Source organism: Kosakonia sp. WA-90 (assembly GCF_039871955.1).
GTDB classification, from domain to species: Bacteria; Pseudomonadota; Gammaproteobacteria; order Enterobacterales; family Enterobacteriaceae; genus Kosakonia; species Kosakonia oryzendophytica.
Map to the genome: position 1 here is coordinate 40155 of NZ_JBDPLJ010000004.1, position 13672 is coordinate 53826.

At 52.2% G+C, this 13672-nt stretch carries 12 protein-coding genes; 6 read left to right on the forward strand and 6 right to left on the reverse strand.

Features of this window, described 5'->3' with window-relative positions; translation table 11 throughout:
* Positions 1-3 precede the first annotated feature (3 nt).
* Together ABGA49_RS09065 and ABGA49_RS09070 are read right to left on the reverse strand one after the other, a co-directional pair.
* A complete protein-coding gene (locus tag ABGA49_RS09065; RefSeq protein WP_347665465.1) occupies positions 4-579 on the reverse strand; it encodes a helix-turn-helix domain-containing protein in 576 nt (191 codons plus the stop codon).
* Between the two features lie 263 nt (positions 580-842).
* Positions 843-1628: an NAD(P)H-dependent oxidoreductase gene (locus ABGA49_RS09070; protein WP_134318903.1), complete on the reverse strand. Its 786-nt coding sequence runs from the start codon at positions 1626-1628 to the stop codon at positions 843-845.
* 87 nt (positions 1629-1715) lie between these two features.
* Between ABGA49_RS09070 and ABGA49_RS09075 the strand changes: the two genes are divergently transcribed.
* From ABGA49_RS09075 to ABGA49_RS09090, 4 genes are all read left to right on the forward strand, one after another.
* Positions 1716-2618 (forward strand): LysR family transcriptional regulator, encoded by a 903-nt coding sequence (locus ABGA49_RS09075; RefSeq protein WP_134318902.1) that lies wholly within the window; start codon positions 1716-1718, stop codon positions 2616-2618.
* A 137-nt stretch (positions 2619-2755) separates the two neighbouring features.
* A complete protein-coding gene (locus ABGA49_RS09080; protein WP_134318901.1) occupies positions 2756-3709 on the forward strand; it encodes a helix-turn-helix transcriptional regulator in 954 nt (317 codons plus the stop codon).
* A 149-nt stretch (positions 3710-3858) separates the two neighbouring features.
* Positions 3859-5949 (forward strand): TonB-dependent siderophore receptor, encoded by a 2091-nt coding sequence (locus ABGA49_RS09085; RefSeq protein ID WP_347665466.1) that lies wholly within the window; start codon positions 3859-3861, stop codon positions 5947-5949.
* Between the two features lie 312 nt (positions 5950-6261).
* On the forward strand, positions 6262-7191 hold the full coding sequence (locus ABGA49_RS09090) for a hypothetical protein (RefSeq protein WP_245191396.1): 930 nt from the start codon (positions 6262-6264) through the stop codon (positions 7189-7191).
* Between the two features lie 28 nt (positions 7192-7219).
* On the opposite strand, the gene murP is transcribed toward ABGA49_RS09090, so the two are convergent.
* Together murP and murQ are read right to left on the reverse strand one after the other, a co-directional pair.
* Complete coding sequence (gene murP, locus ABGA49_RS09095) at positions 7220-8659, reverse strand: PTS N-acetylmuramic acid transporter subunit IIBC (RefSeq protein ID WP_061497988.1); 1440 nt, start codon at positions 8657-8659, stop codon at positions 7220-7222.
* A complete protein-coding gene (murQ, locus tag ABGA49_RS09100; protein ID WP_347665467.1) occupies positions 8659-9570 on the reverse strand; it encodes an N-acetylmuramic acid 6-phosphate etherase in 912 nt (303 codons plus the stop codon). Before murQ ends, murP begins: the two co-directional genes overlap by 1 nt.
* A gap of 464 nt (positions 9571-10034) precedes the next feature.
* Here murQ and ABGA49_RS09105 point away from each other — a divergent pair, with 464 nt between their 5' ends.
* Complete coding sequence (locus ABGA49_RS09105) at positions 10035-11021, forward strand: sigma-54 dependent transcriptional regulator (RefSeq protein WP_088237330.1); 987 nt, start codon at positions 10035-10037, stop codon at positions 11019-11021.
* 152 nt (positions 11022-11173) lie between these two features.
* Here the strand turns inward: ABGA49_RS09105 and ABGA49_RS09110 are convergent, their stop codons facing one another.
* Positions 11174-11644 carry a hypothetical protein gene (locus tag ABGA49_RS09110; RefSeq protein WP_061497982.1) on the reverse strand — a complete coding sequence of 157 codons (471 nt, stop codon included), beginning with the start codon at positions 11642-11644 and terminating at the stop codon, positions 11174-11176.
* Positions 11616-12557: a winged helix-turn-helix domain-containing protein gene (locus tag ABGA49_RS09115; RefSeq protein WP_134318896.1), complete on the reverse strand. Its 942-nt coding sequence runs from the start codon at positions 12555-12557 to the stop codon at positions 11616-11618. Before ABGA49_RS09115 ends, ABGA49_RS09110 begins: the two co-directional genes overlap by 29 nt.
* Positions 12558-12960: 403 nt before the next feature.
* Between ABGA49_RS09115 and ABGA49_RS09120 the strand changes: the two genes are divergently transcribed.
* Entirely contained in the window at positions 12961-13659 is a 699-nt protein-coding gene (locus ABGA49_RS09120) for a sigma-70 family RNA polymerase sigma factor (RefSeq protein WP_061497978.1), read from the forward strand.
* Positions 13660-13672: the final 13 nt, after the last annotated feature.

Below are 13672 nucleotides of genomic sequence, written 5' to 3' on the forward strand. Positions count from 1 at the left end.
TATTTATTTGTCTGCAAAAAGCATCGTGGTGATTTCCTGATACAACAATTGTAATTGCGTTGGGTCGCATTTTTGCGGTGTTAAACAGCGCAATGTGGTGCCTTCCATCAGTGCCGCCAGTAATTCCACGCAACAACGGATACGCTCTGTGCTCAGGTGCGGGTGTCGGCTTTGCATATAATTGCAGGCGTTTTCAAACATCCGTGCGTCGGCTTCGATCATCATGGCCTGAACCTGTGGATTGCGGGTCGCTTCTGCGGCCATCTCCAGCATCAGCGCATCATCATCCGGGCTCAAAGAGTGGCGCCAGGCCAGCGCTTCTGGCAGGTGGCTGGTCTCTGTCTTGTTTTCCATCTCCGCAATGCGGTAGTCGATGATGCGGCGGATCATCTCTTCAATGATCGCGTCCTTACTTGCGAAGTAACGGTAGATCTGCCCTACGCTAAGTTGCGCTTCGAGCGCGATTTGCGACATGCTGGCGGCATGAAAACCGCTGGCGCGAAAACGCCTGCGGGCAGCGGCAATGATCTCATCTTTGCGCTGCTGATGGCGCTGTTCCTGCGATGTTTTCGGCTGCATGTCGGATCCTCGTGAATTCGGTTTGAGAATGATCGTTCTCATCAGTAAATAGAGTAAACGAATTTATGTTTTACGAGTAAGTATTTTCTGCGCAAATAATGGCAATTTACAAAAACTGACGTTATGAAGAAATAATGAAGAAGTATGGAAAATTGCGCAGGAAAATAATAGCGAAATGCTGTGGAGTTAATTTGAAGGCATTGTGAGTTGTTGCAAATTAATTAAACCGGCGCAAGGTTATTACGCCAGTTTAATTAGGGATGTCACGCTTTGCTATGTTCATGAATAGCCAGACCTTGCTCGCCCGGCAGAATGTCTTCCCGCAGAGTTAACGCCGGGATGTCGTAATCGCCGCCGTTTTGCTGGCGAAATGGCAGCGGTGGTGTTTGCCACAGCGTATCCAGGCGTTCAGCCAGTTCGGCACAGTGTGCGGCATAGCGCGCTTCATCAATGCGGCTGCTGTGGTAAATCACCAGCGGTGGCAGCACCGTGAAGCCGGGGTAAAACAAGATGCCATGCTGGATCGGAAACAGGATATCGTTGATCGGACCATTGATGCCGCGCGGGCTGTAATGCGACGCCCAGCCGCCGGTGGTCACCAGCAACATTGCGCGCTTACCCGCAAGGCGACCTTCGCCGTAGCGATCCCCCCAATGGCTGTCGCTGTGTTCACCCACACCGTAGGCAAAACCACAGGCATAAACGCGATCCACCCACCCTTTCATAATGGCGGGCATGGAGAACCACCACAGCGGGAACTGAAAAATCACCGCATCGGCGCGTTGTAATTTCGCCTGCTCAGCGGCGATGTCCTCTGACTGTGTACCCTGTTCAAAGGCGTGTTTTGAATCGAGAGACGGGTGAAACACGTCGCCAATCGGGGCACTGCTGCTGTCGTTTTCGTCTAGCTGAGACTTCCATTGCATGGCATACAGGTCAGAGACCTCCACGCTGTGACCCGCACTCTCCAGATGCTGTACGGCAAATTCTTTCAGCGCCCCATTCAGGGAATGGGGCTGCGGATGGGCATAAACAATCAGTACGTTCATAACAACTCCCGGCAATAAGATTGAAGCTGCAGGGTAGGTGAGGCGGCGATATAGTAGAAATTAATTGCTGTTATCACAGGTATAGTTATGGTTAATCTTCATCGGCTGGATCTCAACCTGTTGCTGACGCTGGATGTGCTGCTCAGCGAGCATAATGTCACGCGTGCGGCACAGCGTTTGAATCTCTCTCAGCCCTCTGTCAGCGTACAGCTTGCGCGACTAAGGGAGATTTTTGACGATCCGTTGCTGCTACCTGGACCGCGCGGCATGCAACCCACGGCCAGAGCCGATGGTCTGCGTGAGCCGCTACGCCAGGCGCTGGATGCATTGCAACGCGCTGTTTCTCCGGTCAGTGAGTTCGACCCCGCTCAGGCGCAGGTGACCTGGCGCGTGGCGGCCACGGATTACACTGAAACGGCAGTGCTGCTGCCGTTGCTTGCCAGGCTGCGCGCCGCTGCACCGGCCAGCCGTCTGGCTATCTTTGAACTCAATCCCGGACAGATCCAGCGCCAGGCGGAGCAGGGGGATATTGATCTCTTTTTCCATCTGCGCGATGGTTCGCCACCCGCTTTACACCAGCGATGGCTATTCACCGAACGCTATGTCCTGGCGGGGCGCGTAAACCATCCGGCGCTACAGCGTCGGCCCACGCTTGAGCAGTTTTGCTCGCTCGAACATGTGATTGTGTCGCCGGAGGGCGGCGGGTTTCGCGCGGCAACCGATCTCGCGCTGGCGCAGCGCGGACTGACGCGCAATGTGGTGCTGTCAGTGCCGCATTTCCTGTTTATGCTGGACGCACTGGCGCGAACCGATCTGGTGGCGGTGTTGCCGGAACGGCTGGTGGCGACGTCCGACGCATTAAGCGTGGTTGAACCGCCAGTTGAGCTGGCGGGCTTCGACATGCTGATGCTGTGGCATGAACGGCTGCACCGCGATCCGGGGCACAAATGGTTGCGCCAGCAGATCCTGACCTCGCTGGCTACCGGCTGAGTGTATTAAAATCCTGCGATTCGTATGTGAGAATAATTCTCAATATTATTGAAGCGCTTCGGTGCCAATGGTAAGGTGTAAGCCATTTCGTCCCGCCCGGGACAAGGAAGGCGACAGGATCGCGACGGCTGCCGGCTATGCAAAAAACACACTTTTCGGTTGAAGACTTTATCGGGTTTGGCGAACGCTATGGCATCGATTATCGCTTCCCGGCGTTGTCCGGCGACAGTGACTTTACTAAAGCGCAGCGGATGGTGATCCGCGGGGACGTGGAAGAGATGACCCTCTCTTCTGGCCTCAATCTGACCCGTTCCGATATTCGCGTTCTTCAACCTTATGAAACCACATCGCTGCACAGTTGCCCGCTTTATATGCTGGTGGTGCTGGAAGGCTGTGTGATGCTGCGTCTTAACGGGCAGGAATTTGTGGTGCGCGCTGGCATGGCGTTTACCTCGCGCCTCAGCGAGCATCAGGTGATGAATGCCAGTCATCTGGCGGATTACCATTTGCGTACGCTGTCGCTGGGTGTCGATCCCGCCCGTTGCTTGCAGTCACCGTTGCTGATGGCGTTGTTGCAACAATGGGAAGCGGGCGGCGCGCCGACCTTCTTATGGCAGGTTCCGGCGTTTTTACTTTCGGGGCTGCACGCTGCGCAGCAGAGCGCCGGGCCTGGCCTGTCGCGTCAGTTGATGATGGAAGGGCTGATGTTGCAACTGCTGGGACAGGCGTTGTCTTGCCGCATGCAGGGCAGTGAAAAGCGTAGCGTCGCAACGTACAGTGAGCAGCACCGGCTGGAAAACGTGCGCCGCCTGCTTGAGCAAGAGCCGGAAAAAGCCTACACCCTTGATGCGCTGGCGCAGCTTGCGGCCATGAGCTCCAGCAGTTTGCGGGTGAAATTCCGCCAGGCTTATGGTCAGTCAGTGTTCGACTATCTGCGTGACTGTCGCCTTGAGCTGGCGCGCAGCTATCTGGCACAGGGATATAGTGTGCAGCAGGCTGCGTGGATGTCGGGTTATCAGCATGCCACCAACTTTTCAACCGCCTTTCGCCGTCGTTACGGCGTTGCACCCAGCGAAGTGCGCGTTTCCTGATCCCCTTCAGCTGATCGTGTAGATCCTTTTTCTCTCCTGCAATAGGTTTCGTCACTGCGCATATGCGACTCGTCATTGCGCATAGCGAGGATGGAATCCAAAAAGGTAATAATTCTTATTTACAATAATAACGGCTTCTGGAGATTTTCATGTTCGCAAAAACGCGACTGGCGTTGATGATTGGCTGTATCACAGGTGGAATGAGCGGGTTGGCGGCGGCGGAAACCGCAGCCACCCAGGATACTGTGGTGGTGACTTCGCAAATGCAGAGTGGCGCAACCAAGCTGGAAACGCCGGATATCGAAACGCCGCAGGCGGTTTCCATCGTGACGCGCCAGCAGTATGAAGAGCAGGGTGCTATTAACGTTCGCCAGGCAGTCAGCTACACGCCGGGCGTTTACAGCAACCAGATCGGCGCATCGAACCGTTTTGACTATATTGTGCTGCGTGGCTTCTCCGATGGCAGTCTGGATAATATCTATCTCGACGGTCTGAAGATGATGGGCGATAGCAATTCGCACAGTTCTCTGGTCATTGATCCCTGGTTCCTCGATAGCGTTGAAGTGGTGCGTGGCCCGGCATCGGTGCTTTATGGGCGCTCTTCGCCAGGCGGCATTGTGGCGCTGAACTCCCGTAAACCGTCGTTTGACCCCGGCGGTGAAGTTAAACTGTTTGCCGGTAACAATAACCAGCGCGGTGCCGCGTTTGATGTGACCGGCCCGGTGGATGACAACGACCGCGTGGCGGTACGTTTAACCGGCATGACGCGCTATGCGGACTCCCAGTTTGATCACCTGAAAGAGCAGCGTTACGCCATCGCGCCCAGCCTGACATGGCGTATTACCGACAACACGCGTCTTGAACTGATGGCCTATCTGCATCGCGACCCCGAGGGCGGTAGCCACTCTGGCCTGCCTTATGAAGGCACAGTGGTTTCCCATGCCGGACAGAAAATTTCCAATACCTTCTTCGAAGGGGAAGACAAATACGATAAGTATGATCGCCGGGAAAATATGGTTGGTTACAACGTCGAACATGCGTTCGACAGTGGCTGGTCCGTTCGCCAGAAACTGCGTTACCTCCGTACCAATGTCGATTTGAACCAGGTGTATGCCGCAGGCTGGCTAAACGACAGCGAACTGAATCGCGGCTATTCCGGCTCTGATGAATCGCTTTCGGCCATCACCCTGGATAACCAGATCGATGGCAGCATCGACACTGGCATGATCAACCACCGCGTGCTTTTGGGCGTTGATTATCAGCGTCGCAATAATGATGTTACGGCCTCTTACGGCAGTTTCCCGGCGATCGATGCCTTCAGCCCGGTCTATGGTGCCGATCCGTTGTCGATCACGGTCTACAGCCGCGAAAAGCATAAGCTGGAGCAAACCGGGATCTACGTGCAGGATCAAATGTCGCTGGACAGATGGCGGCTGACGCTGGGTGGTCGTCACGATCAGGTGAAGATCACGAACGTCAATAAGATCAATGACAGCAGCGATACGCTGGATCAAAACCACGTCAGTAGCCGTGCCGCGCTGATGTATCTGTTCGATAGCGGTTTTGCGCCGTACGTCAGCTACTCCACTGCGTTTACGCCAACCAGCTTTACTGATGAGTACGGCAATATCCTCAAGCCGATGAAAGGGAAGCAGTGGGAGGCGGGGCTGAAGTTCCAGCCGGAAGGATCGCAGACGATGTACAGCGCATCGGTGTATCGGATTAATCAGGAAAATATTGCCACCAAAGTGGAGCCAACCGATCCGTATCGCTCGATTGGTGAAATCGAGTCTGAAGGTCTTGAACTGGAAGCGGTGGGGCAGTTGACGGATAACCTGAGATTGCAGGCGTCTTATACCTACAATGATATTCGCTACACCAGGAGCAGCGCGGAAGAGCAGGGCAAACGCGCCGTTTACGCGCCGCGCAATCAGGCCAGCGCCTGGCTGAGCTACGATGTGAAAACCGGCCCGTTAAAGGGTCTGACGGTGGGTTCCGGCGCGCGTTATGTGAATGGCATGACGTCCGATCGCCAGAATACGCACACGCTGCCTTCCTATACGCTGGTAGACATGGCAGTGGGTTACGATCTGGCGCAGGTGGGTCTGAAAGGATTGAGTGCGCAGGTCACAGTCAATAACCTGACGGACAAACGCTATATTGCCGCCTGTAATTCCCTCTCTTACTGCTATTTTGGCGCCGAGCGCAACATTGTGGGCAGTCTTTCCTACGCGTTTTGATACTTCTGCAGCCCGGTTTGCTACCGGGCTTTTCACAATCCGTTATTTTCTGCAGCCATGCTGCTTTCGGTAATATCGATTTTGAACGCCGATTTGTGATTTAAAAAAATAAAATAAGAATATAAGCGACACAAATTAAGGTCGACTTAACTAGTTTAATTTATTAATTTGCTTAACGATTTCTTAGTAAAAATCATCTATAATTCCCACACTGCGAATCGCTAACCTTGAAGAATATTTGCCATGGTTAATCGCCTTTTATTTGGTGGCCTTTTAATTTTATTAAACCTGTATGCCTGCAGCGCATGGGCGGTGAACTGCAGGCGTGCGGCAACACCACTGGAAAATACGATTTGCAATAATGACAATCTGCGCTGGCTCGACCAAACGCTGGATACTATCTATCGTTCAAGGTTGGATCATGACGATACCCGTTCAATACGCCAGCAATATGCTGCGTGGGAAGCCTCCCTGCAAACTTGCACAACGGATAACTGCATCCGCCGCGCTTATTACAAAGGCATCAATATGGTGTCAGACGTGAAAACGGATTTTACGTGGCAAGGGCAGTGGTGGAATATGCTCGCGCCCCATATGAGCGGCAGTGTGCTTCAGTTTAGCCGCAGCAGTGAATGGAGTATCGACACGGACATCCGCGTATGGGCCGGGGTTAACCGGCAAGAATTTACTGCTGAGGCACGTAAAGTCTACGGTATGGTGCTGGTTGAAAATATTCACGATGTCAGCGACTGCTTAATCTTGATCATTCCCAAGCAGGATGGCGCTTTGCAGGTACACAGCAATGCAGAGTGGGGATGTCGACTCATTATGCCCAACGGTGCGTTTATTGATGGGGTGTATCAGCCCGCAGAGAAGGATCCGCGTCCATCAGCGACGCTCTACTCGTTGGGGGTTCTCCCCACGGACGCGCTGGACCAGAAATTCCGTGCGCTGGTCGGGGAGGATTATCAGCAGTTTGTGGATACAGCCAATGTGTTTATCTACGAAAACGACCGGGACAATATGGGGGCGACGGTCGTCTCGATGTGGCTGCGCGGTGCGGCCAACCGACAAACCGCCATGATTATCTACACGCCACAGGGTGATATCTGGGCTGCACGCTTGTTTCCCCCTGCGCGACCGGGTGGAAAATTGCAACTGCATTACTTCACCACGCGGGAGGATAAAACTCAGGTGCCACGTACACTGGATATCTGGAAAGAACGTTATCAGGACGAGTAAAACGCAGGGCGGCGCACCGCCCTGGCGATCAGTTCAAGTCCACTGCTTTGTGACCAAAGAACCAGGTGACGACAAAACCGCACACATACGAAACCGCCACGCCGGCTGCGTAGACCGCCATACCGGCGTAGATCCCCTGAGCTGACGTCATTAGCGGTAGGGCGACCAGACCGGACGGGCCAAACACAGTATTGAGGCCCACCGGCAACCCCAGCCATGCCACCAGGCCAATAAAGAAACCGCCGCATGCGCCACCAATACAGGCAGTAATGAACGGCTTAACACGCGGTAGCGTGACGGCGTAAATCAACGGTTCGCCAACGCCCAGAATGCCGGGAATGATCGCACCACGGATCTGGTTGCGGATAACAGAATGCGGCGGTGAACGGAAATAGAGCGCAAGCGCTGCGCCGACCTGACCACCCCCCGCCATAGCCAGGATCGGAAACAATGCGTTAAAGCCTTGCGCATCCATGAGCGCAAAATAGACCGGAATAAAGCCCTGATGTACGCCAAAAACCACGGCAATCAGGAACAGACCAGCCAGCACCGCACAGCCAAACGGGTTACCGTTCAGGTGCAGAAACAACCACGACATGCCCTTAAACAACTCACCGCCAATCGGCATTATCACTGTAAAGGCCAGCGCCCCGGTAATCAGCAGCGTCAGTAATGAGGTGAGGATCATGTCGAGGTTATCCGGCACGATTTTGCGTATTTGCCGTTCAATCCACGCGCCGAGGATGGCGGCGATCAAGACGCCAATAATATTGCCGCGCGGATCGATACTCATACCGAAGAAGTTATCGATACCGGAGAAATACCCACTGGTGGCCTGCGGGTTATAACCGAGTACAAACAGTGCAGCGATGATCGCGCCGTTAACGCCGCTGCCACCAAAGGCTTTCTGCGCGTTATAACCAATCAGGATCGGCAAAAATGTGAACAAGCCTTTGCCGAATATTTTCATATACCCCACCAGATGGCTGAGGGTTGCGCTCTTTTGCGCCGCGCCGCTCAGCAGACTTTGCTCGAGTAATGTGGCCACACCGAGCAGCATCCCGGCGGCGATAAAACCGGGGATCAGGGGGGTGAAAATCGTGGCGAATTTCGACAGGAACTGATGTACCGCGCTGGTCTGTTTTGCTTTCATCTGCTGTTTGGTGTCGCGCGCAACGCTTTGCAGTGTTGCGGCTTCGGCGGGGGCGTGTTCATGTCCAAGCAGCGTATTCAGGGTGTCTGCGGCGGTTTGTGCTTTCCCCGGACCGACAATAATTTGTAATTGATCATCACTGTTCACTACACCCAACACACCTGGCAGGGCTTTAAGGCTTTCATAGTCAACCTGCTCTTCATTGTTTAATGTCAGACGCAACCGTGTCATACAGTTGCCGCAGGTTTTAATGTTGTCTCTACCGCCGACCAACTCCACGATGTTCGCTATAAGCTGTCCCGTGATTTTCACCATCACTTTATCCCCGCATTAACCAGTGCCTGGCGGATAAAACCACCGTTATCCTGGAGCAATTGTGTTGCTTGCGTAGCGCTGAGCTGGCCCAGAACCATGACGATCGCTGTTTTACAGTGGCCCTCACACGCTTTCAGCGCCAGAGAGGCCGTGTCTGCATCGCAGCCGGTTGCTTCCATCACAATATTGATCTGGCGTTGCACCAGCTTCAGGTTGGTGGCTTCCACATCGACCATCAGATTGCCGTAGACTTTACCGCTGCGGATCATGGCGCCGGTGGTGAGCATATTGAGCACTATTTTTTGTGCGGTGCCGGCTTTCATGCGCGAAGAGCCTGTGACTACCTCAGGGCCGACAATGGGTACAATGGCGATGTCGGCGATGCGGGCCATTTCGCTACCGTCATTGCAGGTCAGGGCGACCGTGGTTGCCGCAAGGCTTTTCGCATACTGCATGGCGGCGATCACATACGGTGTGCGGCCACTGGCGGCAATGCCAACCAGTACGTCATGTGCGTTGAAATTAAGCGCTTTCAGGTCATCGACGCCGAGTGTCAGACTGTCTTCAGCGTTTTCTACCGCCTGCAAAATGGCGCGATGCCCCCCGGCAATTAACCCTACCACTTGCTCACGCGGGGTGCCGTAGGTGGGGGGACATTCGCTGGCATCAAGGATCCCCAGCCGACCGGAAGTGCCTGCGCCACAGTAGATTAAGCGCCCGCCTTTGCGAAATGCCCCGACTATGGCATCGACCGCCCGGGTGATTGCCGGGATCACCTTTTCCACCGCCAGTGCCACTTTTTGGTCTTCAGCGTTGATTACCTTCAGCATCTCTTCGGTGGAGAGCATGTCAATATGGGCGCTCGCAGCGTTGCGACCTTCGGTGGTCAGTTTGGATAGATCAATGTTCATCAATGTCTCACTTAACTTTTCAGTGTGTACTTTGCCTGCCGCACTAATGGTGGCGCTGTATAAGGAATAATATATTATTAATAAGGATAAAAATAAGAATAATTTATTCAATCAGGCGGGTCAGCGCACTAAGTGTGATGGCGGTCAAATCATGTCTACGTAAAGGGCCGACAGAGTCGCACGGGAGGCCTGTGGCAGTGCGCGTTTTTCATTCTGAGCTGTCAGCAATGCACAGATAAGAAATTTATTAAATGATTATGTGTAATGGATGATTTTTTAAGTATCCATATGTTTTATATGGATTAATATTTTAATATTTAAGATTATTAAGACATTTTTTTCTCGAGCGGTATAATTCGTCGTGCTGAGATATAAGTCTTTTTTGCCCTATTCTGACTGACGGATAAAACGTCTGGCATGATAGGGCCTTTTTTTATATTTAACAGTTTCCTTGGTAAGTGCTAATGACGCATTTTATTGATTATGGCGGAAGTAAAGGGAATATATTTATTACTCACTCGGTTGCCAGCGAAAATGTTTTTTCATTAGCCCGCCGTCTTGCCAAATATCCAGTCCCGGTGTTGATTAGTGGTGAAACCGGAACCGGCAAAGAGTGCGTGGCCCGGTATATTCACGACAATGCTTATGCGCATGATGCACCTTATGTCGGCGTCAATTGTGCCGCCATCCCGGAAAATCTGCTGGAGGCGATGTTATTTGGCTATGAAAAAGGTGCTTTTACCGGGGCTGTGACCAGCCTTCCGGGAAAGTTTGAGCAAGCAAACGGCGGTACGTTGTTACTGGATGAAATCGGCGATATGTCGCCAGCGATGCAGGCAAAACTGCTGCGTGTCTTGCAGGAACAGGAGGTTGAACGACTCGGGAGTCGTCAATGCTTGCCGTTGAATATCCGCCTGATTGCGGCGACGAATAAAGATCTTCAGCGTGAAGTGGACGCAGGGCGTTTTCGCCAGGATCTGTTTTACCGCATTGCGGTGGTGCCGATCCACATTCCCCCGTTGCGGAGTCGCCCACAGGATATTCTGCCGATTGCCCGGTTTCTGCTGAACAAGTATCAGTCCTGTTTCCTGCGAAGGGTAAGTCTGAGTGATGAAGCCTGTCGGGCACTGCTGAATCATGACTGGCCTGGCAATATCCGCGAGCTGGAAAACGTGGTGAAGCGCGGTGTGATCCTTGCAGACGGCGACGAGATCAACGCCGCCGATCTGGGGCTGCCGACGCCCCACTCGCAGGCGAAACCGGGCGAAGCCATGATTTCTGATGTACGCCGGCACGGGCGCAATGCGGAGTATGACTACATCAGTGAAGTACTCAGGCAGCATCAGGGAAACAAAACCAAAACGGCTGCCGTTCTTGGCATTACTCCCCGTGCTCTGCGTTACCGCCTGGCGTCGATGCGTGAAAAAGGCTCAGATACATCGGGAAGGTAATCCGCAACATGGACCCATCGCGGATATATCAATGTGTATTGCCTGGCGCTTTTTTTCTTTCTGTGTTTTGCCAGAAATAACAGTGAAACATACGGCACAATTATGGGCGTAAAAAAACCGGGAATCTGCGCTATCTGTTCATTGAACGTACGTTATCTGGCATCCAGCGGGTAGAGGAAAATGAGACCGTTTTGCATACTCACCAATGGGACGTTATCCGCCTCGTATTGCTGTATCCAGAAACCGCTGTGGGTTAGTAAATCCACATTCCCATTAATCATGCGGCTATTCTGTGATGACATAAAATAGATAGGTGAGTAGCTGAAATAATAGGTTTGACCCTGTTGTCGGGTTCGCACAAAATTCCCTTTCAGGACGAACTGATTGTCATCAGGGCTGGTGATATTGCTCTGTATGGTATTTCCCTTCGTAGTCATGTGCGAGTCGTATAACTCCTTTTGGCGCAGCATCAGGTCATAGAAGCCAAACTGCGTAACTTCATCGACGTTTTGCTGTATGACCGCATTGGCGCGGTGTAATTGCGTGCCTGATAGTGCAGCGAGAAGGGCTGTCAATATCAGCGCAACAGACTGTTTACGGCGTTTTGCAGGGAACCATTTCATTGAGCTTTCTCCGGGTTTCGCTGAGAATTAAGTTATTAAGCAGGGTGGCATTGGATCGCGAATGGTAGATCTGCATCGCCAATACTTTCTGCTGACAGATGTTATACAGGCGCAGGGTGTAATTCAGCGTCTGGTTTTCATCGTTATAATAAACGCTCATGTGAATTGATTTTGATTTAAGTTGTTGATTTATAGTGTAGTAAGTATCCCTTAATCGCAGGAAGGTTGTCTGTTGGAGGGGCTGATCGTTCTCGTGCCCGGGGACGGTAAAGATGCGGATATTGCTGTAAATATTTTTCGCTATTTCCCGCACTTCCGGTGCTTCACTGCGGGGAATAAAGGAGTAACCCAGTGCAGCGCTGCCCAGTGCAATAACCAGAAAAACCAGGACAACTTTCCATCGTTGTGCGCGTGACGGAAGCATCTGCGCCTCGCGTCGCACGGCAGGAGAAAGCGCATCAGGCAGCAGGGAATACGTATCCACCGGTTCATGTTCTATCGTATCCAAAGCCTCGTCGAACAGCACCTCTTCATCGTCCTGTGCGGGCAGCACATTGGTGAGATTGATCTCCTCTTCGTCTTTTTCCACCATCCGGCAATATTCCGCCTCCAGAACATATCCATGTTTCGGGATTGTGCGGATGATCCGTTGCTGCTTGCCGTCGTCCTCAAGTGCGGCGCGCAGTGCGTGAATGGCATTGGGCAGACTGTTATTGCCAATCACCCGGCGTTCCCAGACCAGCGTGGTCAGTTCCTCGCGCGTTAAAATTTTCCCGGCATTCTGTTGCAGGACATCAAGCAGTTTGAGCTGATAGGCACCCAGGCGTTTTCGTTCTCCGGTCACTAAATGAAGAATAGATCCTGACGGGACATCAATCAGCCAGTTATTTATTGCACAATAATGTTTATTCATAAAATTGCATGGTGTTTTAACTGTCAGTCAGGGTTCGTTAGTACGATTGATGGTGGAGACCTGTCGGCATAAATAATGATTAATGCCGAAAGACGAATGGTTTTATTTCTCAATGCACTTAAGTGCTGTGTAACGAAATGCCGACACATGGTAAGCAGTTTAGTTTTTTCTTACTGTACATTTTTGCTCTCATTTCTTCCATAGCATGAATCGCAAAATATTTTTCGATAAACGTAGCGGCATTTTTGTTTCCGCAAAGATTTCCTTTCCGTGAATTTGTCGGAATTAAAACTTCCTCTTTTTTTCTTAATCTTTTGATTTTTAATATTTAAAACTCTGGCATGTGAGTTGCTTATTTCCGGCACTTATTAAAATGAAGGCTGGGCGAGTCAACAGGGAATTGATGAAGTATACAGATGCAAATATTTTAACCCCAACCGACGAAACGCGTTATCTCCGTGATTACTTACCGTTGGTGGGAAAAGTCGTCAGGCAGTTTGCCTGGCAAACCAGTGCCGTGCTGGATAAGGACGATATGCGGCAAATTGCGCTTATGGGGCTGCTCTCTTCTTTACGGCGCTACGGGCACCCGGACGATGGCTTTGCCGGCTATGCTATGCAACGCATACGCGGTGCCGTGCTGGATGAACTGCGCAAATTGGACTGGCGCCCCCGGCGATTGCGGCAACAAACGCACAAACTCAACGATGCGATACGCCTGTTGGCGAGTGAGCCTGGGAAAACACCATGTTTTACAGACGTTAGCTCACACCTTCGAATGACATTCGAATCCTGGCAGGCGTATTTGCAACTCTGTTCCGCTGGCGAACTGGAGAGTCTTGAAAATCTGCAAGAAAAGGATTCGTACCCCTCTTCGCTTGTCAGTCGCCCCCTTGAAGAGGAGATGCTGGTGGGGCGTATGTTACGGAGTGCGCTGGCGCAACTTGCTCCCCGTGAGCAAGCGATCTTCACGCTCTACTATCAGCATGAAATGAAACTGAAAGAGATCGGCCAACTGTTTGGGTTGACGGAGGCCAGACTGTGCCAACTTAATAAAGCTATTTCACGGAAGATCTACGCCGTTTTTACACAGGACACATAACCAAACGGCAAAA